The 21,059-nt window shown below is 37.9% G+C and carries 19 protein-coding genes; 15 read left to right on the top strand and 4 right to left on the bottom strand.

What is annotated here, in order from left to right; genetic code table 11:
• Positions 1-9 precede the first annotated feature (9 nt).
• From ACB088_RS07615 to ACB088_RS07595, 5 genes are all read left to right on the top strand, one after another.
• Entirely contained in the window at positions 10-2,022 is a 2,013-nt protein-coding gene (locus tag ACB088_RS07615) for a M3 family metallopeptidase (RefSeq protein WP_375038523.1), read from the top strand.
• Positions 2,023-2,034: 12 nt separating this feature from the next.
• On the top strand, positions 2,035-2,973 hold the full coding sequence (locus tag ACB088_RS07610) for an ABC transporter permease (RefSeq protein WP_375038522.1): 939 nt from the start codon (positions 2,035-2,037) through the stop codon (positions 2,971-2,973).
• 7 nt (positions 2,974-2,980) lie between these two features.
• Entirely contained in the window at positions 2,981-4,123 is a 1,143-nt protein-coding gene (locus tag ACB088_RS07605; protein ID WP_375038521.1) for an ABC transporter permease, read from the top strand.
• Between the two features lie 13 nt (positions 4,124-4,136).
• Entirely contained in the window at positions 4,137-5,870 is a 1,734-nt protein-coding gene (locus ACB088_RS07600; RefSeq protein ID WP_375038520.1) for an ABC transporter ATP-binding protein, read from the top strand.
• A 108-nt stretch (positions 5,871-5,978) separates the two neighbouring features.
• Positions 5,979-6,638, top strand: a complete 660-nt coding sequence (locus ACB088_RS07595) for an SOS response-associated peptidase family protein (protein WP_375038519.1) — start codon at positions 5,979-5,981, stop codon at positions 6,636-6,638.
• Between the two features lie 58 nt (positions 6,639-6,696).
• On the opposite strand, the gene ACB088_RS07590 is transcribed toward ACB088_RS07595, so the two are convergent.
• The gene (locus ACB088_RS07590; protein WP_375038518.1) at positions 6,697-7,065 is read right to left on the bottom strand and encodes a hypothetical protein; all 369 of its coding nucleotides are present in this window, start codon (positions 7,063-7,065) and stop codon (positions 6,697-6,699) included.
• A gap of 298 nt (positions 7,066-7,363) precedes the next feature.
• Between ACB088_RS07590 and ACB088_RS07585 the strand changes: the two genes are divergently transcribed.
• Together ACB088_RS07585 and ACB088_RS07580 are read left to right on the top strand one after the other, a co-directional pair.
• On the top strand, positions 7,364-8,221 hold the full coding sequence (locus ACB088_RS07585) for a 3'(2'),5'-bisphosphate nucleotidase CysQ (protein ID WP_005041033.1): 858 nt from the start codon (positions 7,364-7,366) through the stop codon (positions 8,219-8,221).
• 57 nt (positions 8,222-8,278) lie between these two features.
• On the top strand, positions 8,279-9,013 hold the full coding sequence (locus tag ACB088_RS07580) for a histidine phosphatase family protein (protein ID WP_092705620.1): 735 nt from the start codon (positions 8,279-8,281) through the stop codon (positions 9,011-9,013).
• A 57-nt stretch (positions 9,014-9,070) separates the two neighbouring features.
• Here ACB088_RS07580 and rpsT read toward each other — a convergent pair whose 3' ends face one another.
• Positions 9,071-9,337, bottom strand: a complete 267-nt coding sequence (rpsT, locus tag ACB088_RS07575) for a 30S ribosomal protein S20 (protein ID WP_003651535.1) — start codon at positions 9,335-9,337, stop codon at positions 9,071-9,073.
• 212 nt (positions 9,338-9,549) lie between these two features.
• Here rpsT and ACB088_RS07570 point away from each other — a divergent pair, with 212 nt between their 5' ends.
• The 8 genes from ACB088_RS07570 (at position 9,550) to ACB088_RS07535 (ending at position 18,798) form a co-directional block, all read left to right on the top strand.
• Positions 9,550-10,215, top strand: a complete 666-nt coding sequence (locus ACB088_RS07570) for a nucleoside-diphosphate sugar epimerase (protein ID WP_375038517.1) — start codon at positions 9,550-9,552, stop codon at positions 10,213-10,215.
• A 12-nt stretch (positions 10,216-10,227) separates the two neighbouring features.
• A complete protein-coding gene (gene rraA, locus ACB088_RS07565; RefSeq protein ID WP_045432975.1) occupies positions 10,228-10,734 on the top strand; it encodes a ribonuclease E activity regulator RraA in 507 nt (168 codons plus the stop codon).
• A gap of 21 nt (positions 10,735-10,755) precedes the next feature.
• Positions 10,756-11,538 carry a glutathione S-transferase N-terminal domain-containing protein gene (locus tag ACB088_RS07560; protein ID WP_375038516.1) on the top strand — a complete coding sequence of 261 codons (783 nt, stop codon included), beginning with the start codon at positions 10,756-10,758 and terminating at the stop codon, positions 11,536-11,538.
• Between the two features lie 133 nt (positions 11,539-11,671).
• Complete coding sequence (locus ACB088_RS07555; protein ID WP_375038515.1) at positions 11,672-12,604, top strand: Dyp-type peroxidase; 933 nt, start codon at positions 11,672-11,674, stop codon at positions 12,602-12,604.
• 82 nt (positions 12,605-12,686) lie between these two features.
• Complete coding sequence (locus ACB088_RS07550; RefSeq protein ID WP_375038514.1) at positions 12,687-13,043, top strand: hypothetical protein; 357 nt, start codon at positions 12,687-12,689, stop codon at positions 13,041-13,043.
• A gap of 134 nt (positions 13,044-13,177) precedes the next feature.
• Positions 13,178-16,639, top strand: a complete 3,462-nt coding sequence (gene mfd / locus ACB088_RS07545; protein ID WP_375038513.1) for a transcription-repair coupling factor — start codon at positions 13,178-13,180, stop codon at positions 16,637-16,639.
• 201 nt (positions 16,640-16,840) lie between these two features.
• A complete protein-coding gene (locus ACB088_RS07540) occupies positions 16,841-17,275 on the top strand; it encodes an HIT domain-containing protein (protein ID WP_003651547.1) in 435 nt (144 codons plus the stop codon).
• Positions 17,276-17,331: 56 nt separating this feature from the next.
• A complete protein-coding gene (locus ACB088_RS07535; RefSeq protein ID WP_133746142.1) occupies positions 17,332-18,798 on the top strand; it encodes an adenylate/guanylate cyclase domain-containing protein in 1,467 nt (488 codons plus the stop codon).
• A 45-nt stretch (positions 18,799-18,843) separates the two neighbouring features.
• Here ACB088_RS07535 and fdx read toward each other — a convergent pair whose 3' ends face one another.
• Together fdx and hscA are read right to left on the bottom strand one after the other, a co-directional pair.
• Positions 18,844-19,182, bottom strand: coding sequence for an ISC system 2Fe-2S type ferredoxin (gene fdx, locus ACB088_RS07530; protein WP_003651552.1), 339 nt, complete (start codon positions 19,180-19,182; stop codon positions 18,844-18,846).
• A 17-nt stretch (positions 19,183-19,199) separates the two neighbouring features.
• A complete protein-coding gene (hscA, locus tag ACB088_RS07525) occupies positions 19,200-21,059 on the bottom strand; it encodes a Fe-S protein assembly chaperone HscA (protein WP_209733473.1) in 1,860 nt (619 codons plus the stop codon).

Raw genomic sequence — 21,059 nt, 5'->3', positions numbered from 1 at the left:
GGAGATATGATGAAGAATAAAACACTAAAAATGACAACGTTATGTATGTTGGCTATAGGTATAAACCAATACGTTTCAGCTGAAACAACTCGTAGTACATTACCACTACTTAAAGCAAAGCAGCTTCCAACATGGTGTGATTCTAATTTAAAAAAAATTCAACAACAGATTACAGACTTTGAGAAAACACCTGTTAATGCTAACGCGGCAGCGGCACCTATTTTGGCAAAATGGGATAAAATTTTTGCTCATTTTGAAGATTTTTCAGGTCCGATAAGTTTATATAGTAACGTAGACCCAGATGCAAAGTTGCGTAAGGCAGCCGAAGATTGTGAAATCAAAATTAATCAGTTTCACACCGACATATTTCAGAATACGAAGCTATATAACTTAATTAAAAATACACAAGCAACGGACCCTGTTGATAAAAAATATCGTCAAGATATTTTGAGCCAATTTGAAGATACAGGTGTTCAACTTGAACCTACAAAACGCGTAAGAATGAAAGCTATTCTGGATGAATTGACTAAATTAGAACAAGAATATGCCCGTAACGTTCGTGATAACCCTGAAAAGCTTGAGTTTACTCCTGAAGAGATGAAGGGTTTACCAGAAAGTTATATTTCAGGTTTGAAAAAGAATGCAAAAGGAAATTATTTGGTTGGTTTTGAATATCCAGAATATCGGCCATTTATGGAGTTGGCAGACAACGATGATGCCCGAAAAAGATATCAGATTGCTTTTACAAGACGTGGTACTGAGCAAAATTTAAAACTACTCAAGCAGGCAGTAGATTTACGTTATGAGTTGGCACAATTGTTTGGAAAAGCAAGTTATGCGGATTGGGTTTTAAAAGATCGTATGGCTAAAACCCCTGATGCTGTAAACCAGTTTTTGGCAGACGTACAAAAAACAGTAGCACCCCTTGAACGTAAAGAAGTCGAAGAACTCCGAGCATTTAAAGCGCAAACCTTAAAAACGCCATTAGATAAAACCGAGATAACACGTTGGAGTGAAGCTTACTGGAGTGAAAAACTTCGTAAGAGTAAATACCAGATTGATCAGGAAAAGCTTCGTAATTATTTCCCAACTTTAGCTGCTCAAAAGTGGCTGTTTGCCATTTCATCTGACCTTTACGGTATTGACTTTAAACCTGTCAAAGTTAAAGCATGGCAGGACGAAGTTGAATATTACGATGTAGTTGATAAAAAGACAGGAAAGCTTTTGGGCGGCCTATATATGGATAAATTTCCTCGTGAGGGAAAATATGGTCATGCCGCGGTTTGGGGAGTATACGGTGGTAGCACTTTAACTAATAGACTACCGGTTTCAGCATTGGTCACCAATTTTAACCGCAAAGGTTTAAACAGTGACGAGCTAGAAACTTTTGTTCATGAGTTTGGTCATGCCTTGCATGGCATTTTGTCAAATACACGTTATGCCAGCCAGTCTGGAACATCTGTAGAACGTGATTTTGTAGAAGCACCTTCTCAAATGTATGAAGAGTGGGCGCGCCGTAAAGAAACCTTATCTAAAGTTGCCGATTATTGTGATCCAGCATGTCCACGTGTAGATGACGAATTAATTGCCCGTTTAAAAGCAGTTCATAACTATGGACGCGGCTTGCGTTATGCGCGTCAAACTCTTTATGCACAGTACGATATGTCACTACATACTGCCGATGCCCTAAAAGTGAAACCTTTGGAAACTTGGCAAAAAATGGAAGCCTCTACAGCCTTAGGTTATGTACCAACAACAGAATTTCCAGGTCAGTTTGGGCATTTGATGGGTGGGTATCAAGCAGGGTATTACGGCTATATGTGGTCTGAAGTTTTGGCTTTAGACATGCTTTCTGCTTATGGCGATAATCTAAATAATCCGCAAGTAGGACAACGTTACCGTCAAACGATTTTATCGCAGGGTAGCCAAAAACCAGCAGCTGAGCTAGTGAAAGATTTTCTTGGTCGTGAGCCTGACAATAAAGCGTTCTTTAATGAAATTACCGGACAACGGGTTAAATAAGGAATTATCACTATGCTGGCATATGTTATTCGGCGTTTATGGCAGATGATTCCAACCATGTTGGGAGTAGTCTTACTTATTTTTATTCTTTTTAACTGGGTCGGTGGAGATCCTGCCTATATTTTAGCAGGCAAGATGTCTAATCCTGAGCAGATCGAAAACATTCGTAAACAGCTAGGTGTCGATCAGCCGTATTACGTTCAACTCTGGATTTTTATTAAGCAGATTCTGACTTTTGACTATGGGGCGAGTTGGAGTACTGGCGAACCTGTTTCCCAAATTATTTTAACCCGATTAGGGCCGTCGTTAACGCTTTTAATTCCGCTCACTATTTTACAAACGGTTATTTCAATTATTTTGGCATTGTCTGTTGCAGCGGTACGAGGTTCTCTAACCGACCGTATGGTCATGATGCTATGTACTATTGCTATGTCAATTAGTATTTTAGTTTACATTATTGTTTTTCAATATGTTTTGGCTTATCAGCTCAGTTGGTTTCCTGTACAAGGCTGGAGTGACACCTTCACCGAGAATTTATTTAAATTTGCCTTACTTCCAATTTTAATCATGTTGGTTGTGAGTATTGCACCAACCTTACGTTTGTATCGTAGTTTTGTGCTTGATGAAATTAATCAGGACTATGTTCGAACAGCACGTGCCAAAGGTGTAGGTGAAAGCCGAATTTTAGGTGTGCATGTACTGCGTAACGCTTCAATTCCTATTATTACCGACGTGATGTCAACTTTACCTGCATTACTCATAGGCGCATTTTTAATTGAACGTTTTTTTGGTATTCCCGGTATTGGTCGAGAGGTCATTATTGCAGTTGAACGAAGTGATTTTCCTGTTATTAAGGCAATTACAGTATACATCGCAGCTGCAACCATGATTTTTAACCTGATTGCCGATTTGGTCTACAAAGTGGTTGATCCACGTGTACAGTTGAAGTAGGTGGGCTATGCTGAGCGTTTTATCAAAAAGAAAAGAACAAACAAAAGCCGAAACTCATTCATCTGGCCTGTGGAAACTTGCCATGCGACGTCTTCGGGCTGACAAAATCGCGATGTCATCACTAGCGATTGTATTGCTTTATTTTATTATCTTGGTTCTATCAATGACGGGTATGATTGCATCTGACTGGAATAAAGAAGTTGCAGTGAGTTATGCACCACCCACATTTATAGGTGCAGATAAGACAACAGATACTGGACAAAATGCAGCGGCGGTTGACGAGGAATTACCGATAAATCCGGTAGACCCTTTAAAAGATGTTATCAAAGAACTGAATGCGCAGATTAAGCAAAGCAAGAGTTCAGGGGATGCGATTGATTACTATGGTGTGGTTGACCCATTAGCTGATGATATGAAAGCGATCGATCAGCAACTTGGCGGACATTTATTAGATCAGCAAGCAGAGCTTAAAAGTACACTTGTGTTTGGCGCTGATAAGTGGGGACAAGACGTTTTAAAGAAAACAATTAAGGGGGCTGAAACTTCAATTATTGTTGGAGTCATCTCTGCTTTACTTGCGGTAGTTATTGGTACGTTATTAGGTGCAATTTCAGGATATTTTGGCGGTTGGGTGGATGATATTCTCAACTGGTTTTACAACATTTTTACTTCAATTCCATATCTATTATTAGTGCTTGCTATTGCTGCCGTTCTTCAACAAAAAGGCATTTTATCTATTGTTCTGATTTTAGGTTTAACGGGTTGGACAGGCGTTTATCGTTTAATTCGTGCCGAATATATGAAGCATACTGCACGTGAGTACGTTCTTGCTGCCAAAGCAATTGGCGTTGGTCACTTCCGCCGTATGTTCATTCATATTTTTCCTAATGTCAGCCATATCGCTTTAGTCCAAATGTCGATTTTGGTGGTTTCTTTTATTAAATCTGAAGTCATTTTGAGTTTCTTGGGATTTGGTGTGCCAGTCGGTGTGGTGTCTTGGGGCAGCATGTTAAATGAAGCACAAAGTGAACTTCTTTTAGGTAAATGGTGGCAACTAGTCGCAGCCTCTGTCGCAATGGCTGTTTTGGTTACGGCATTCTCAATGTTTACTGATGCACTTCGTGATGCGTTAGACCCAAAGCTAAAATAAGAGGAAGGTCCAAATGATAGAACAAGAATATAAGAATGCGCCGTTGCTTCATGTTAAAAATTTACGAGTAAGTTTTAAAGGTGAAGATAAGCAATATATTGAAACCGTAAAAGGAATTTCTTTTGATATTCCAGCTAATACGACTGTTGCTTTAGTCGGTGAATCAGGTAGTGGTAAATCGGTAACTTCTTTGGCAACTATGGGATTACTGCCTGTAGGGCAAAGTAAAATTGATGAGCAAAGTAAAATTATATTTGAAGGCAAAGACTTGCTTAGCTTATCTCGTAAAGATATGCGGAAAATCTGTGGTAAAGATATTGCCATGATTTTTCAGGAGCCGATGTCATCATTAAACCCAGTTTTTACGGTTGGCAATCAAATTGCAGAAGTGTTGTGTTTGCATATGGGGTTGAACCGTAAACAGGCTCGACAACGTGTTTTAGAGTTACTTAAAGAAGTAGGTATTCCTTCACCTGAAATTAAAATTGATGCCTATCCAAATCAACTTTCAGGTGGTCAACAGCAACGTGTCATGATTGCAATGGCGATTGCTTGTGAGCCTAAGTTATTAATTGCTGATGAACCGACCACGGCACTTGATGTCACGATTCAAAAGCAGATTATTGATTTACTTGAGTCATTGCGTAAACGTCGTCAAATGTCGATGCTTTTTATTACCCACGATTTGGCACTGGTCGGTGAAATTGCAGATAAAGTCATTGTGATGCGTCATGGTGAAATTAGAGAGCAAGGCGCTACTGAACAGGTTCTGGAACAGCCTAAAGATGTATATACCCGAGCATTACTTTACTGTCGTCCACAAATATCACAGCGTCCTTATCGATTACCTGTGACCAGTGATTTTATGTGCCAAGAAGATAATATCTTGGTTGAGAAAAGTTTTGATGCTTCAGAAATTCCACAGCGCAAACGTGGCTTAATTGGCGATGAGCAAATTATTTTAGAAGTAAAAGATCTGAAAAAAAGCTTTTATAGTCGTAAAGGATTATTTGGCAAAGAAGAGTTTCAAGCCGTAAAAGGAGTTTCTTTTAAACTTGCTAAAGGAAAAACTTTAGGTTTAGTCGGTGAATCTGGTTCAGGTAAAACGACGGTAGGCCTATTGCTTATGCGTTTACATCAAGCTTCAGGTGGGCAGGCTTTCATTGAGGGAAAAGATATTCTTTCATTAACTGAAAAAGAGTTTGCTAAATATCAACGGAAAATCCAGATTATCTTTCAAAATCCATATGCTTCTCTTAATCCACGCTTTACAGTTGGACAAATTTTATTAGAACCCATGCAAATCCATAACATTGGTAAAGATGATGCTGAGCGTAAACAAATTGCGCTTGGACTGCTTGAGCGAGTGAATTTACCTGAGCAAGCTTATTATCGCTATCCACATGAGTTTTCGGGTGGGCAACGTCAGCGTATAGCCATTGCACGATGTTTAACCCTAAAACCTGAAATTTTGATTTGTGATGAATCTGTTTCAGCACTAGACGTTTCGGTTCAAGCACAGGTCCTCAACTTATTACAAGACTTACAAGATGAGTTTGGACTCAGTTATATCTTTATTTCACATGACTTATCGGTTGTGAAATATATATCTGATCAGGTGATGGTCATGAATCATGGTGAAGTTGTTGAAATTGCCAATTCGGATGATCTCTATGCACATCCTCAACATGATTATACCAAACGACTATTACAAGCCATTCCCCAAGGGATTCACCACGTTTCATAAGCGTAAAGTTATGTCGTTAAAGGCACTTTCGAGTGCCTTTTTATTTGGTTTATCGGCTAAATGCTTATAAAATAAGACATGTAGAACTACTGTCTTTTGATTCTTGCTATGTGTGCTAACTTCAAGCCTTTGACTCTTGCCCAATTACAGCAACTCCAATTGCCTGTGGTCGGCTTTAGTTATGCCGAAGAGGTTTATCCTGCGGGAACAATGCCGCTATTATTTAAATCACCACAAGGTCTTGAATGGCGTGAAGTCATGTTTGGCCTAGTTCCTAAATGGGCCGAAGATACAAACATAGCAAAACATACCTACAATGCCCGTCATGAAACGATTTTCCAAAAACCGAGTTTTCAAGAAGCTGCACTTAAATGTAAGTTCGGTGTGATTCCGGTGACTGAATTCTATGAAAGTAAATATATAAATGATAAACCTGAGCGGTGGGGTGTACGCCGTAAAGATGGACAGGCTTTTTTTATTGCAGCAATCTATGAAATTTGCAAAATAAATGAAAAGATTATTCGTTCTGCAAGTATGTTGACCATGGATGCCATAGACCATCCTATGATGAAAGATTTTCACGAGCCTGGAGATGTTAAAAGATCAGTTATTGTGATCCCACATGACCAATTAGAAGAGTGGTTGGGTTTGGAATCACCTGATATTTCAAGCTTTATCGAAGGTTTTCCAGTTGAAGAGTTTGAATGCTCACATGTACCAAAAGAAAAAATTATAAAACCTACACCACAGTTAAGCATGTTTGACTAATCTATCTAAAATAAGATGAGGTTATTGATATCAAATCTGAATCAATAACCTATATTGCTTATTCAATAGTTTTACTTAATGTTTGCACTTCTGAATCTTGAGCTAGATAGCTCAACTCAATTGGTGAAATCACAAAAGTGGTATTGTCTGATGTCTGTTTAAATACAAAGCCATATTCAAAAGACTGGCTATTTTTACTTGGTAACCAGAATAGATAAGGACATCCTGTGTAACTACCATCCCAACTCATTTCTCTTGCTAAAGCTAAAGCTGTATCTGATTTCGCAATGATTTCTTTGAGAGACTCTTTATCTCTTGTTGAAACATCACCATCATCATCTGCAAATGTTTGTAGGAACTCATTTAAGGGAGTGAGTTCTTCCCAGTTATATTCGATTGTCGAGAAATGATATCCATATAGCATCATGTGCGCTTTCTTCCATCTTGTTATTGTGTGATTGAACATAACAAGAAATACATGAAAAGAAAATGGATAAATCTGATTTAAGTTGTTTATTTTTCATAACTTATAGATTGTTTTTTGTACAAAATAAAGGCTTCTTTTAAACACTATAATTATTCATATTAGCTATATAGCATGCACAGAAAGCAGCGCTTACCTAATGATTAAGATAAATGACTATTTTAGTAAATCAAACTGTTGGCGAATATTGAATTGTTCATAATTCACCTATAATAGAAATGAAACTATGTAGAGCATATTTATGTTTATAACAACTACGCGTCCACAAGATACTTTGATTAATCAGCTTCTTCCAGTTTTGGAACAAGCGAGCCAGATTTTATTACAAGAATATCAAAATTATTCTGCGGGTTATGAGTTTACTATTCACGAAAAACAAGATGATTCACCTGTAACTCAAGCAGATTTAAAAGTGAACCTTTTCTTATTAAAGCACTTGGCAGAGATTACGCCAGACTTGCCGGTTTTGTCTGAAGAAAGTGATTATAGTGCTCGGCATGAGTGGTCCACATGCTGGATGTTAGATCCTCTTGATGGAACTAAAGAATTCATACATGAGCGTGATGAGTTTACGATCAACCTAAGTTTGATTAAGGGTAAAGAAACGATCTTTTCAGTTATTGCTGTGCCATGTGAACAAGTCGTGTACTTGGGATATCTGCAAGATTTACCTTTTAAATATAGTTTCACTCAAAAACAGTGGTATCAATATCAAATAACTTCGTTTTCGCCAGATGAGCCTATTCAAATAGGACTTAGTCATGGCAGTAAAAACCCGAAATATCAAAAATTTATTCAACCTATTGAAGAAAAACATAGCATTATTCGACGAGAAGCTGGAAGTGCCTACAAATTCTGCATGATGTTGGAAGGTGAAATTGATATTTATCCACGATTTCATCCAACTTCTGAATGGGACACAAGTTCTGGTCAAGGTTTGTTAGAAAGTATAGGCGGTGGCTTACTTACTCTTGATGGAAAACCTTTTGAATATAATCAGAGACACACGGTTTTAAACAAGGGCTTTATCGCATTTCGTGATCAGGAAAGCAAAAAAATAGCATTTGAAGCATTAGCCCAAGCAGGTGTTATTGATTGAGAGTTATGCCAGACATGTTATAGTGGCAAAGTATTGAAAAAAGATGACAAGATAAAAATGGCACTCGATTTATTGCCTAAAAGTATGTTTGAAGCAATTGATTTATTGCCTGATGCTTCAACTCCTGTAACCTTATTTACGCGTCATTCTCTAAGAGAACTTGTGGATGGGCAGGGCTTAGCTGGATATGATCTCCAACTCACTCCTCAAGGGCGTGAGCTTGCGCAGGCATGGGGTAACTATTTAATTAAAAATACAGATCGTGTTATTCAGCATTGTATTTCAAGTCCAATACAACGTTGTGTCGATACGGCTGCGCTGATGATCGAAGGGGCTGATGCCGTAAGCCCTGAATTTAATACACATACGATTGAAATTATTGAGCAAGGACTACTGGTTGAACCTGGTAGCTTTGTATTAGACATACAACAAGCTGCCCCTTATTTTAAAAAGCAAGGTGCTTTGGGTTTTATTAATAGTTTTGTAAATAATGCATTGCCTGGTATGAAACACCCAATTACTGGTGTTTTAGATGTACTAGAGCTTATTTATCATACGCATCCTAAAACTCAAGGCGGGCTTAGTTTAGCTGTCAGCCATGACACTATTATTGCTGCAATTGTTGCTGTAATTTCTGGTGAAAATGAAATTAAGAAAGAAGATTGGCCTGAAATGATGGAAGGCCTATTTGTATGGTTTGAAGGTGACGAATTTCCAAATTGCAAATTAAAATGGATTTGGAGAGGTAAGGCCTATGAGCTGAATGTAGCCAAATTTGGAAAAACGCTATAAGCTCAAAAACGATAGATAATAAAAAAAGCCCTATTGGGCTTTTTTTACATGCTTTAATTAGTTAGCTAACGCTTTAACTTGAGCATTTAAACGGCTCTTATGACGAGCAGCTTTATTTTTGTGGATGATGCCTTTATCAGCCATACGGTCGATTACAGGAACAGCTTTTTGGTAAGCTTCTGTAGCAACAGCATGATCACCACCAGCAATTGCACTTAAAGTACGTTTGATGTATGTACGAACCATAGAACGCAAGCTTGCGTTGTGTTTACGTGCAGTAACGTTTTGACGCGCACGTTTTTTAGCTTGAGCAGAGTTTGCCACTCTTGCACTCCTTGAAAATAAGTTGGTCTGGGCGGGCTGTGGTCAATCCAGTAAACTGGTGTAACCATCACCAGCCCGTAAACAAGTGCCATATTGTGATGAATAGACACCGTGAAGTCAAGCCTTGAGAACGTTTTAAGCTGTTTTAGGGGCTGTTAAAACGGTAAGAAAAGGTTAAATTTAAAACAAAGTTAAAGAGGGATGGATAAAAAATGACAGCAAGTAAGAAAAAAGCGATTGTGCTCGGCGCAACAGGGTTGGTCGGATTAGCGCTTGTTGAAATGCTCCAGCAGGCTCCAGAATTTGAAGCCATTACGCTGGTGGTTAGAAAAGAATCTCAAGTATTTAATACATATGAAAAAGTTAATCAGCTCATCATAGAAGATTTCTTAATGTTGAATGATGAAGATGTGAATGGTCATACCCATGCATTTAGCTGTCTGGGAACAACATTAAAAAATGCGGGCTCAAAGCAAGGCTTCTACGCGGTAGATTATGAAATCAATGCCCATTTGGCAGATTTGGTACAAGATAAACATATTCATCTTTTATTAGTGAGTGCCCTTGGTGCAAATGCAAATTCACCAATTTTCTACAATAAAGTGAAAGGACAGTTAGAAGATTATATTGAGAGTTTGGGAATTGAAAAATTATCTATTTTTAGACCCTCTTTACTGATTGGTAAGCGCAGTGATGTACGGCTTATAGAGGATTTGGGGCAAAGTCTATTTAAATTTATTGAGAATAAATGGAAAAAACCATTCAAATATAAACCTGTGACGGCGGAGCAATTGGCTCATACCATGGTCGTAGCGGCGCTAACGCAAATTGAAGCATTCAAACGATATGATAATCTGAGTATACAGAAAACTCGATAAGGGAGAATAGAAGTGTCCACAGTACCGTTTGTAACATGTGATTTATTAGATGATAACCCTGAAAAAGACTTACAAGTTGTAATTCCCTCAATGGATGGAAAGTTCTTTCAAAGTTATGGGGCGCGTAAAACTTTTGGGGGACAGGTTGTAACAGTAAAGTGTTTTGAAGATAACTCGCGTGTAAAAGAGTTATTGGCAACAGATGGTACAGATAAAGTACTCGTTGTAGATGGTGGTGCATCTATGCGTTGTGCACTTATGGGTGACTTGATTGCAGAGTCGGCAGTTAAAAATAACTGGAATGGTGTCGTAATCTATGGCTGTGTACGCGATGTCGATGCTATTGCTACCCTTGATTTAGGTATACATGCATTGGCAGCAATTCCCCAAAAAAGTAATCGTAAAGGCATTGGCGAAGTAGATACCACTTTGTATTTTGGTGGTGTCACAATTCAATCAGGCGATTATATCTATGCTGATAATAATGGAATTGTGATTTCAAAAGAAAAATTAGTGTAATCACAGTCTATAAAGGATCGCATGATGGTGAATCATCAAATTAAAGTATTACAGGCAGTTGTCTCTGCAATTGCTGAAGGTGGTCGGGGCGTAACAGGTACCGCATTTCCTCAGCAACCTGTAAAAGCCTTGAAGCTATATGAATTTGAAGGTTCACCATTTTGCCGTCGTGTCCGTGAAGTCCTTACACTTTTAAATCTGGATGTAGAAATTTATCCATGCCCTAAAGGTGGGACAAAATATCGTTCGGTTGTAAAAGAAAAAGGTGGCAAATTACGGTTTCCTTTTTTAGTAGATGAAAATACAGGTGACTACTTATATGAGTCACAAGAAATTATTCATCATTTATTTAAACACTACGGTAAGACCGGAAAGACACCTCAGAAATTTTCGAGTTACCCTAACGTCCCTTATGCTGCATTTGCTGGGACCATATTAAATGGTGCTCGGGGAGTTTGGATAAATAAAAAAATCATTAACAGAGCTGTGCCTGAACAAAAACTTGAGTTATGGAGTTTTGAGGCAAGTCCTTATTCACGAGTTGTAAGAAGTCTACTCTGTGAGTTGGAGCTTCCTTATATTCTGCATAATGTTGCAAAAGAAAGATGGCAAGATCAAGGCCCAGCTATTTTTCGCTTAAAACCAGGTAAATATGTGCCTCTAAAAGGTGGGAAGCGAGAAAAAATATTGCCTGTTATGCAAGGTAAAATGCAGGTACCTTATTTGGTAGACCCAAATACGGGAGTGAAGATGTTTGAGTCTGCTCAAATCGTAAAATATTTAAAGAAGCAATATGGTCGTTGATTAATTAAGATAGGCTTTAGTAAGAGTTTAAGTCAATTTACTTAAACTCTTAGAAAGATCAGATTTCATAAGAACATGAATATGCTAAATTAAAGAGGTTAAATACCCAAATAAGGCATATTTTATGGAATGTATGAGAATTCAACCTGTAACGAGCAGTCCTGGTGAAAATGCACTATTTATTGTATTGGGACTCACGCAAGGTGATTCTGTAATAGAAAAAGTAAAAGATTTTGCTAGTAATTTTTCAGCATTAACTAGAAGTCTAACTAATCGTTATCCAGATAGTAAGTTTAATGCCACACTAGGTTTTAGTTCAAATGCATGGGATATCTTATTTCCAGAGCAAACGAAGCCTCAAGAATTAGAAACATTTAAAGAAATTAAAGGGCCGAAATACACGGCTGTTTCAACAGCTGGTGATCTATTTTTTCATATTCGTGCTGATCGTCAGGCTTTATGTTATGAGCTGGGTAATATAATCAATCAACAACTTGGTAAAGTGACCTATCCAATTGATGAAGTTCATGGTTTCCGTTATTTTGATGGACGGGCAATTATTGGCTTCGTAGATGGGACAGAGAATCCAGAACCAGTTATTGCAGCGCAATGGGCATTAGTGGGCAATGAAGATCCTGAATTTATCGGTGGAAGTTATGCTTTTATCCAGAAGTATACACACGACATGGAAAAATGGCGTGGATTGAGTGATGAAGAGCAAGAAAAAGTGATTGGCCGTAAAAAGTTCAATGATATTGAATTAGGTGATGATGAAAAGCCACTAACTGCACATAATGTAGTAAGTAAAGCGCATGATGCAGAAGGTAATGAGCTTAAAATTATGCGAGCTAATATGCCTTTCTCAAATCCTTCAAAAAATGAATATGGCACATTTTTTATCGGTTACTCGCGTAAATTTAGTACAACCCGACAAATGCTTGAAAACATGTTCTTAGGAAATGAGCAGGGCAATCTTGATCGGTTGCTTGACTTTAGTACTGCTCAAACAGGAACTTTATTTTTTATACCAACGGTCGATTTTCTTGATGATTTAGGTGATGACTAGTCGTTAAGCTAAAAGGCTTAAATGATGGAAGTAACTAGATTACTTCCATTGCTTTAATTGAAAATTAATATGATGTGATGAAATGTTTAAGAAGATAACGCAGCTTTTTCAAGGCTCAAAAGAAACGCCAGAACAAATTTACTTGCGAGAAAATCTATTAAAATTTGATTCTGAACGCGGTCCTATAATCAAGGATGTAGTGATTAATGAGAAATGGTCAGAACATCTTGAGTATTTCTCAAACCGTAAATTACAAAATTTTCATAATCTTCAGAAATTATTCCTAATTACTCCACAAATTAATGAAAAGATTGATCTGGAAATCGCAACCCAACGTTATGTAGAAAGATTAGGAAATACACAAGAAAAGCTACTTCAGCTTAAAGCGATTATACAAATATTGAATCAATATTACGTTTTGTTTTTGCGTGATAAATAATCATAGTTGATTGATTAAAAAATATAAAAAGTAGAGCTAACTAGTAGTTTGATTTTCAAAAAAATAACTCATTTCACTAAAAACATCATGCTACTATTAGGCTCATATCTTCTTAGCTGATAAAAGCCATATACATGTTTCAACAAGAAATCTCTCAATTGAATTTACAACAGCTCAAAGCCGGTGAAAAGCGTTGGGTGGGGTCGTTATTAGGTTCATCTGCTGCATTATTATTTAAAGAAATTGCTGCTCAGCATCCATCTTTACTTGTTGTGGTCGCCAGAAATAACCAACATGTTGCTCAATTAGAAAGTGAACTTGAGTTTTATGGCATAAAACCGACAATTTTTCCTGATTGGGAAATCTTACCGTATGATCGCTTGTCGCCTCATCAAGATATTGTTTCAGAACGTCTTGCAATTTTATCTAATATGCCTCAGAAGGGGGTATTGCTCATTTCAGCAAGTACTTTAGCTCAAAGAGTTGCACCGTATTCATGGGTTTTGGGCGAACATTTTGATATTCACGTTGGACAGAAATTCGATTTAGAACAGCAAAAGTTACGTTTAGTACAAGCCGGTTATCATTTGGTAGACACTGTTTATGATCATGGTGAGTTTGCTGTACGTGGCAGTATTATGGATATTTTTGCGTCAGGGCAAGAAGCGCCTATTCGTATTGATCTGTTTGATGATGAAATTGATACATTAAAATTCTTTGATCCAGAAACGCAAAGAACAACGAAGCCTTTAAAAAGTTTTACAGTTTTACCAGCAAAAGAATTTCCACTAAAAGAAGCCCGTTCAATTTTTAGAGATCGGTATTCTGAACTTTTCCCTACGGCTAATCCTAAGAAAAACCCGATTTATCAAGATGTCCTAGAGGGAATTGCTTCACCAGGAATTGAATTTTATTTGCCATTGTTTTTTGATAAAGCACAAATGCAATCGCAAAGTACACTTACAACGTACTTCCCAAAGAATTGCATTGTAATTACAACTAATGATGTAGATACTGATTTAACTAATTTTTGGAAAGAAGTTTTTCGTCGTTATGAAGACAGACGTCATAACGTAGATCAGCCAATTCTTCCTCCTGAAGAATTATTTATTGCTCCAAATCATCTGCTCAGTGCTTTAAATCAATTTCCGCGTATGTTGGTGAGCGCAGAAATAGTTGAAGAAAAAGCTGGCGCGTTAAATCTTAAGGTAGAGCAGCCACCCAAGTTACCAGTTGATCCAAAAAAAGAAAAACCATTCGCGGTAGTCAAAAAATATATTGATGAAGCAAATCATCCGGTCTTGTTGGTTGCAGAAAGTGCAGGTCGACGTGAAAGCTTAAGAGATGGTTTACGTGCCAGTTTAGGAGATATCCCAGGCGTAGACAGTTTTGAACAATTTCAGACGAGTCAGTTTGCGATTGCTATTACAAATGCACCACTAGACCGTGGTTTACTTTTAACAGACCAATTGTCAGTTATTTCAGAAAATCAGTTATATGAACATCGGGTAGTTCAGCGTCGTCGTAAACGTCAGCAAGAAGTTTCAGAAGAGTTCTTAATTCGCAGTTTGACTGAATTAAGTATAGATGCTCCTGTTGTTCATATTGATCATGGTGTGGGGCGTTATGCAGGATTAGTTACTTTAGCAATTGAAGGGCAAGATTATGAATTCTTGCAACTAAATTATGCTGAAGGCGCAAAAGTTTATGTGCCTGTGACTAATTTGCATCTTATTAGTCGTTATAGTGGTGGAGACCCAGATTTAGCTCCACTTCATAAAATTGGAAGTGATGCGTGGAGTAAAGCTAAACGCAAAGCTTTAGAACAAATTCATGATGTTGCCGCCGAATTATTACATATACAAGCACGTCGTCAGTCAAAACCTGGTTTTGGTTTTGAACTCGATCAATCACTTTATATGCAATTTGCCAGTGGATTTGCTTACGAAGAAACACTCGATCAGGCGAATGCTATTGAAGCTACGCTTCACGATATGCAACAAGCTAGACCTATGGATCGACTTGTTTGTGGCGATGTTGGTTTCGGTAAAACTGAAGTAGCAATGCGAGCCGCGTTTGTTGCTGTGCAAAACGGTAAGCAAGTTGCTGTTTTAGTACCTACAACTTTACTTGCACAACAGCATTATGAGTCTTTTAAAGATCGTTTTGCTGATTGGCCTGTGCGTATAGAAGTGTTGTCACGCTTTGGCTCAAATAAAGCCCATACAAAAAATATTGAAGATTTAATTGCTGGTAAAGTGGATATTGTGGTGGGCACACATAAACTTTTACAAGAAAATGTGCAATTTAAAGACTTGGGCCTAATGGTGGTCGATGAAGAACATCGATTTGGTGTACGTGATAAAGAGCGGATCAAGGCATTACGTGCAGATGTAGATATGTTGACGCTTACCGCAACACCAATTCCACGAACTTTAAATATGGCATTTTCGGGAATGCGTGATTTATCTATCATTGCTACACCGCCAGCCCGCCGTTTAGCGGTTAAAACATTTGTACAAGAACATACGGAAGCTTCTATTAAAGAAGCCATCTTGCGTGAATTACTACGTGGGGGCCAAGTATACTTCTTACATAATGAAGTCGATACGATTGAAAGGGCTGCTGAAAACATTCGTGTTCTTGTACCTGAAGCTCGTGTGGCAGTAGCTCATGGGCAAATGAGAGAACGAGAGCTCGAACAAGTCATGCAGCAGTTCTATCACAAAGAATTTAATGTATTGGTATGCTCAACCATTATTGAAACCGGAATTGATGTTCCAAATGCCAACACAATTTTGATAGAAAGGGCCGACAAACTTGGTTTAGCTCAATTACATCAATTACGTGGGCGTGTGGGACGATCACATCACCAAGCTTATGCTTATTTACTGGTTCCTTCTATAAAACATTTAAAAGGTGATGCAGAGAAGCGTTTAGATGCAATCCAGCGTGCTTCAACTTTGGGTGCTGGCTTTATGCTAGCTACAGAAGATTTAGAAATTCGTGGCGCAGGTGAGCTCTTAGGTGAGCAACAAAGCGGTTCAATGCAGGCAATTGGATATAGTCTGTATATGGAAATGCTTGAGAAAGCCACTAAGGCAATTCAGCAAGGCAAAACACCGAATTTTGATGCACCTTTATCTTTAACAGCAGAAATTAATTTACATATTCCAGCACTCATTCCAGATGAGTATTTAGGCGATGTTCATCAGCGTTTGTTGTTCTATAAGCGTATTAGTAATACAGATACACACGAAAAACTCGACAATATTCGTATGGAGTTAATTGACCGTTTTGGTGTTCCACCACAATCTGTAAAACACCTATTTAGTGTTCATCAGATTAGATTGAAAGCAGAGCAGTTGGGTATTACCAAAATTGATATCAATACACAAGGCGGTAATATTGAGTTTTCACCGGATACTCCAGTTCAAGCAATCAGTATTATTCAGTTAATGCAAAAAAATCCGACCTATTACCGCATGGATGGTGGGCAGCGTTTGAAGGTTATGGTTCAGCTTGAAGAACATGAAAAACGTATCCAGTTCATTAATGATTTGTTAGCGAAATTATTAACTGAAATACATGTATAAATGATGTTTTGAAGCATTTTTTACTGAGTGTAAATTTTATGTAAGTTGATAGCATGGTTTTATGCACGATTTATTCGACCATAAGAGGAATAAGTGCATAAAATCATTGTTATTTGTAATCAAACCAGACACTACCAATACTCACATCAAAACTGATGTGATAGTATTAGCCATTATTGTTTATTGTCATTTATAAAAGATATGTTTAGTTTGCATCCACAACTTGCTCAAGATACTTTTTTTGTAGGCGATTTCCCGCTTTCAACATGTCGTTTAATGAATGATATGCAATTCCCGTGGCTGATTTTAATCCCTCGTGTGCCGGGAATCACAGAATTATATGAATTGAGCCAAGCTGATCAAGAGCAGTTTTTACGTGAATCAAGTTGGTTGTCTAGCCAGCTATCTCGAGTATTCCGTGCTGATAAAATGAATGTTGCAGCTCTAGGTAACATCGTGCCTCAGTTGCACTTCCATCATGTCGTGCGTTATCAAAATGATGTTGCATGGCCTAAGCCAGTTTGGGGTACACCTGCTGTTCCATACACAAATGATGTACTGGCTCACATGCGTCAAACCCTTATGCTTGCTTTACGTGGTCAAGGTGATATGCCTTTTGATTGGCGCATGGATTAAATCAATGCAATGCCACATTTATATGAATGTGGCTACATTGAGGTGTGGAGGATAGGGTGCAATTAGAGAGGTTTATCGATAGAGAGCCTAAGCAGTTTGCATATTTTCATCGCTTGATGGGATATTCAATTCTGTCCTTAATTTTAGTGATCTATGCTTTTACCTCACCTAATACAAATTATCAGATCTACGTTCCACCTTTCTTCCTATTTTTGCTTTTTATTAGCTCAAAGTTAGAGCACTGGCTTCAATACCAATTTGATAAGAAAACACAAAAAAGTGTTTTTTTTGCAATTGATGCAATTGTTGTGGCAGTTACCTTAGCGGGTCTGCATCTTAATTTGGTGCCTACATTTATTGCACTTTTTGCATTATTTTATTCTGCAATTAATAGTCGTATTTCTTTCGCAGTCATTTGTTTGACTAGTTTGCTAGGCGCGATTATTTTTTATTTAAGTACTTTTTTCCTATTTGGTTTTTATACATATTTTGAACCTACTAGCCAAGAGTTAACTGTAATTACACTCTTAGGCTTGGTCATGTTTATTACCATTGGAAATTATTACCAACATCGTTGGGTTAAGAAAATTAGTCAGCAGCGTCAACACTACTATGATCAAATGACGCGCTATATTGCTTTTGCTAATCAGTTAAGTCGTTATGCACCGCTACAGTTGTGGCAGTCTATTATGCGCGGTGAAGCGGAAGCAAAAATTGAATATAAACGAAAAAAAATGACTGTATTTTTTTCTGATATTCAGGGCTTTACAGAGTTATCAGAAACATTAATTCCTGATGATTTAGCATTTTTGCTTAATGATTATTTAAGTCATATGACTGAAATCGCGAAGCAGTATGAAGCTACTGTCGATAAATTTATGGGGGATGCCATCCTCATATTTTTTGGTGATCCGAATTCTCAGGGTGTAGAACAAGATGCTAAAGCCTGTGTAGAAATGGCGATCGCTATGCGTCAGCAAATGAAATTGTTACGTGAACGTTGGAAAAAAATGGGCTATTCAGCCTTACACATTCGTATGGGAATTAGTACCGGTTACTGCCACGTAGGAAATTATGGGGCAACGCATCGTATGGCTTATACCATTGTAGGTCGTGATGTGAATTTGGCAGCTCGTTTACAATATGCTGCTGAAATAGATGAAATCTTAATTTCGGATGATACCTATCAAATAATCAAAAGTGATTTTCTTTGTGCTCCCAAAACGCCAATTTACTTAAAAGGTATTCAAGGTGCAGTAAAGACATGGCAGGTAATGGAGAAGTACACGGGGAATAAGTCAGATCATCAACAATGGTTTGACTATGAGTATAAAGGCTTTCATTTAGTACTTAATTTAGAAGAAGTACAAAATTATGAATATCCAGAATTAGTAGAAGTACTCGAGAAAATGGTTCAACGACTTAAAGTTCAACAAACTTTAATTAATACTCAAGGCATTGCACGGTTAAGGCTTGAAGATGAAGTTAAGCCAGTTGGAATTGATCAGCAAGATCAAGTTTAAAAACGTGAAGTAAAAAAAAGCTGCTTTTAAAGCAGCTTTTTTATTTTAATGATTTTCGGAAGCGTGATTGATTGTGTATTTAGGAATCTCAATTTCTAAATCTTCATCAACAATTTTCACTTGGCAAGAGAGACGAGAATCTGGTTCAAGACCCCAAGCCCGATCTAAAAGATCTGCTTCAACGTCATCCATTTCTTCTAGACTGTCAAAGCCCTTGCGAACGACTACATGACAAGTTGTACAAGCACACGACATGTCACAAGCGTGTTCAATTTTAATTCCTCGATCAAGCAAACTTTGACAAAGATTTGCATTTTGTTCGACTTCAAATTCTGCGCCTTCTGGGCAGATCTGAGCATGAGGAAGTACTTTAATGCGGGGCATATTGATCACCTATACCTTTAGTTTGAATTTGACCAATCTTCAAGTTTTGTACCTTTTAAGGCGTGGTCAATATGTCGATTCATACGTAGTGCGGCAAAAGCATCACTATGTACTTTGAGTTGTTCTACAGCTTTTTCAATCGCTTGAATATCATTGCCTTCAAGTTGTACTTTTAGCAAGTTTTCAGCAGTTTTAAGTGCTTCAAGCTGTTCATCATTGAGTAAATCAGCATCAACTTTGAGAGCTTGTTCTAAAGCTTCAAGCTCACGTTGGGCTTCAACTTTGGTTTCTTTTAAATGACGCAGATTTTTATCTTCTTCTGCATGCTGGAAACCTTCAATTAATAAGCGCTCAGTATCAGATTCCGATAGACCGTAAGATGGCTTAATATCAATTTGAGCCTGTACACCTGAAGTTGTTTCACGAGCAGAAACTGTTAGTAAACCATCAGCATCTACCTGAAATGTAACTTCAATGCGTGCTTGACCAGCAGTCATTGGAGGAATGCCGTGAAGGACAAATCTTCCTAATGAACGACAATGCTCTACCAAATCTCGTTCACCTTGAACCACATGAATAAGCATGGCAGTTTGGCCATCTTGATAAGTTGTGAATTCTTGACGACGAGCGACTGGAATAGCGGTGTTACGTGAAATAAGACGCTCAACTAATCCACCCATGGTTTCTAAGCCAAGTGAAAGAGGAGTGACATCTAAAAGTAATGAGCCGTCTTGACTGTTACCAATTAATTGGTTTGCAGTAATGGAAGCACCAATTGCAACTACTTCATCAGGATTTATCGTGCAAAGTGGTTCTTGATTAAATACATTACGAACTGCTTGCTGAACAGCATAAGAACGGGTAGAGCCACCAACTAAAACAACATTTTGAATATCTGATAATTCAAGTTTCGCATCACGTAAAACACGTTTACAAACACTGATTGTTTTATCTAATGCAACCTGAATAATGCTTTCAAAAGTTGGACGATCAAGTGTTAGTACATTCTCAAGTAGTTTTAATTGAACTGATTCTTGAGTTGATAGTTGTTCTTTCGCTTGACGAGCAGCAACAATAAATACTGCATAAGTTTCATCGTTAAGAGTATCGATATTAAGCTGCTTTTTAGCCCATTTAACAATGAGACGATCTAAGTCATCACCACCTAAAGCAGTGTGGCCACCTGTAGCTAATACTTCAAAGACACCTTGTGAGAAACGCAAGATTGATACGTCGAAAGTACCACCACCTAAATCATAAATTACATAGTTATGATCTGTAGCTAAATTAGTTTCTTGGTCTAAACCATAAGCGACAGCAGCAGCAGTTGGTTCGTTTAATAAACGTAATACATTTAAGCCAGCAAGCTGGGCAGCATCACGTGTTGCTTGTCGCTGAGCTTCATCAAAATAGGCTGGAACAGTAATCACTGCGCCATTTATTGGATTTTGTAAGCTAGCTTCAGCACGGTCTTTTAATTGCTTTAAAATTTCAGCAGAAATTTCAACAGGGGTTTTACGGCCAGCACGTGTTTCAAAAGCTGGCATTTCATTTTCAGAACCCACTAACTCATATGGGTGTTGAAATTTAATATCTGCTTTTGAACGACCCATAAAACGTTTTACAGAAACAATTGTATTTTTAGGATCGGCAATAAGGAAAGGCTTTGCTTCTTCACCATAGTGAGTTGCATCATTTCCATAGTGCACAATAGAAGGAAGGAGCCTTCTTTCTTTTTCGTCATTGAGTACTTTAGGTTTGCCTGATAACACTGTCGCAACTAAAGAATGTGTTGTTCCTAGGTCGATACCAATCGCAATGCGGTGTTGATGTGGGGCACTGGATTGACCCGGTTCAGCAATTTGCAAAAGTGCCAT

The sequence above is a fragment of the Acinetobacter sp. RW6 genome (genome assembly GCF_041956835.1).
Taxonomy (GTDB): Bacteria; Pseudomonadota; Gammaproteobacteria; order Pseudomonadales; family Moraxellaceae; genus Acinetobacter; species Acinetobacter calcoaceticus.
The sequence above is the reverse complement of the archived record's forward strand: the minus strand, read 5'-3'. Positions and strand labels throughout refer to the sequence as shown.

What these genes read in the sequence shown, in the direction of transcription:
- ACB088_RS07540 (WP_003651547.1), top strand. Translation starts at nt 16,841, where the DNA reads ATGTTTAGTTTGCATCCACAACTTGCTCAAGATACTTTTTTTGTAGGC.
- mfd (WP_375038513.1), top strand. Translation starts at nt 13,178, where the DNA reads ATGTTTCAACAAGAAATCTCTCAATTGAATTTACAACAGCTCAAAGCC.
- ACB088_RS07615 (WP_375038523.1), top strand. Translation starts at nt 10, where the DNA reads ATGAAGAATAAAACACTAAAAATGACAACGTTATGTATGTTGGCTATA.
- ACB088_RS07580 (WP_092705620.1), top strand. Translation starts at nt 8,279, where the DNA reads ATGGCACTCGATTTATTGCCTAAAAGTATGTTTGAAGCAATTGATTTA.
- ACB088_RS07555 (WP_375038515.1), top strand. Translation starts at nt 11,672, where the DNA reads ATGAGAATTCAACCTGTAACGAGCAGTCCTGGTGAAAATGCACTATTT.
- ACB088_RS07590 (WP_375038518.1), bottom strand. Translation starts at nt 7,065, where the DNA reads ATGATGCTATATGGATATCATTTCTCGACAATCGAATATAACTGGGAA.
- hscA (WP_209733473.1), bottom strand. Translation starts at nt 21,059, where the DNA reads ATGGCACTTTTGCAAATTGCTGAACCGGGTCAATCCAGTGCCCCACAT.
- ACB088_RS07600 (WP_375038520.1), top strand. Translation starts at nt 4,137, where the DNA reads ATGATAGAACAAGAATATAAGAATGCGCCGTTGCTTCATGTTAAAAAT.
- ACB088_RS07610 (WP_375038522.1), top strand. Translation starts at nt 2,035, where the DNA reads ATGCTGGCATATGTTATTCGGCGTTTATGGCAGATGATTCCAACCATG.
- ACB088_RS07570 (WP_375038517.1), top strand. Translation starts at nt 9,550, where the DNA reads ATGACAGCAAGTAAGAAAAAAGCGATTGTGCTCGGCGCAACAGGGTTG.
- ACB088_RS07595 (WP_375038519.1), top strand. Translation starts at nt 5,979, where the DNA reads ATGTGTGCTAACTTCAAGCCTTTGACTCTTGCCCAATTACAGCAACTC.
- ACB088_RS07560 (WP_375038516.1), top strand. Translation starts at nt 10,756, where the DNA reads ATGATGGTGAATCATCAAATTAAAGTATTACAGGCAGTTGTCTCTGCA.
- fdx (WP_003651552.1), bottom strand. Translation starts at nt 19,182, where the DNA reads ATGCCCCGCATTAAAGTACTTCCTCATGCTCAGATCTGCCCAGAAGGC.
- ACB088_RS07550 (WP_375038514.1), top strand. Translation starts at nt 12,687, where the DNA reads ATGTTTAAGAAGATAACGCAGCTTTTTCAAGGCTCAAAAGAAACGCCA.
- ACB088_RS07605 (WP_375038521.1), top strand. Translation starts at nt 2,981, where the DNA reads ATGCTGAGCGTTTTATCAAAAAGAAAAGAACAAACAAAAGCCGAAACT.
- ACB088_RS07585 (WP_005041033.1), top strand. Translation starts at nt 7,364, where the DNA reads ATGTTTATAACAACTACGCGTCCACAAGATACTTTGATTAATCAGCTT.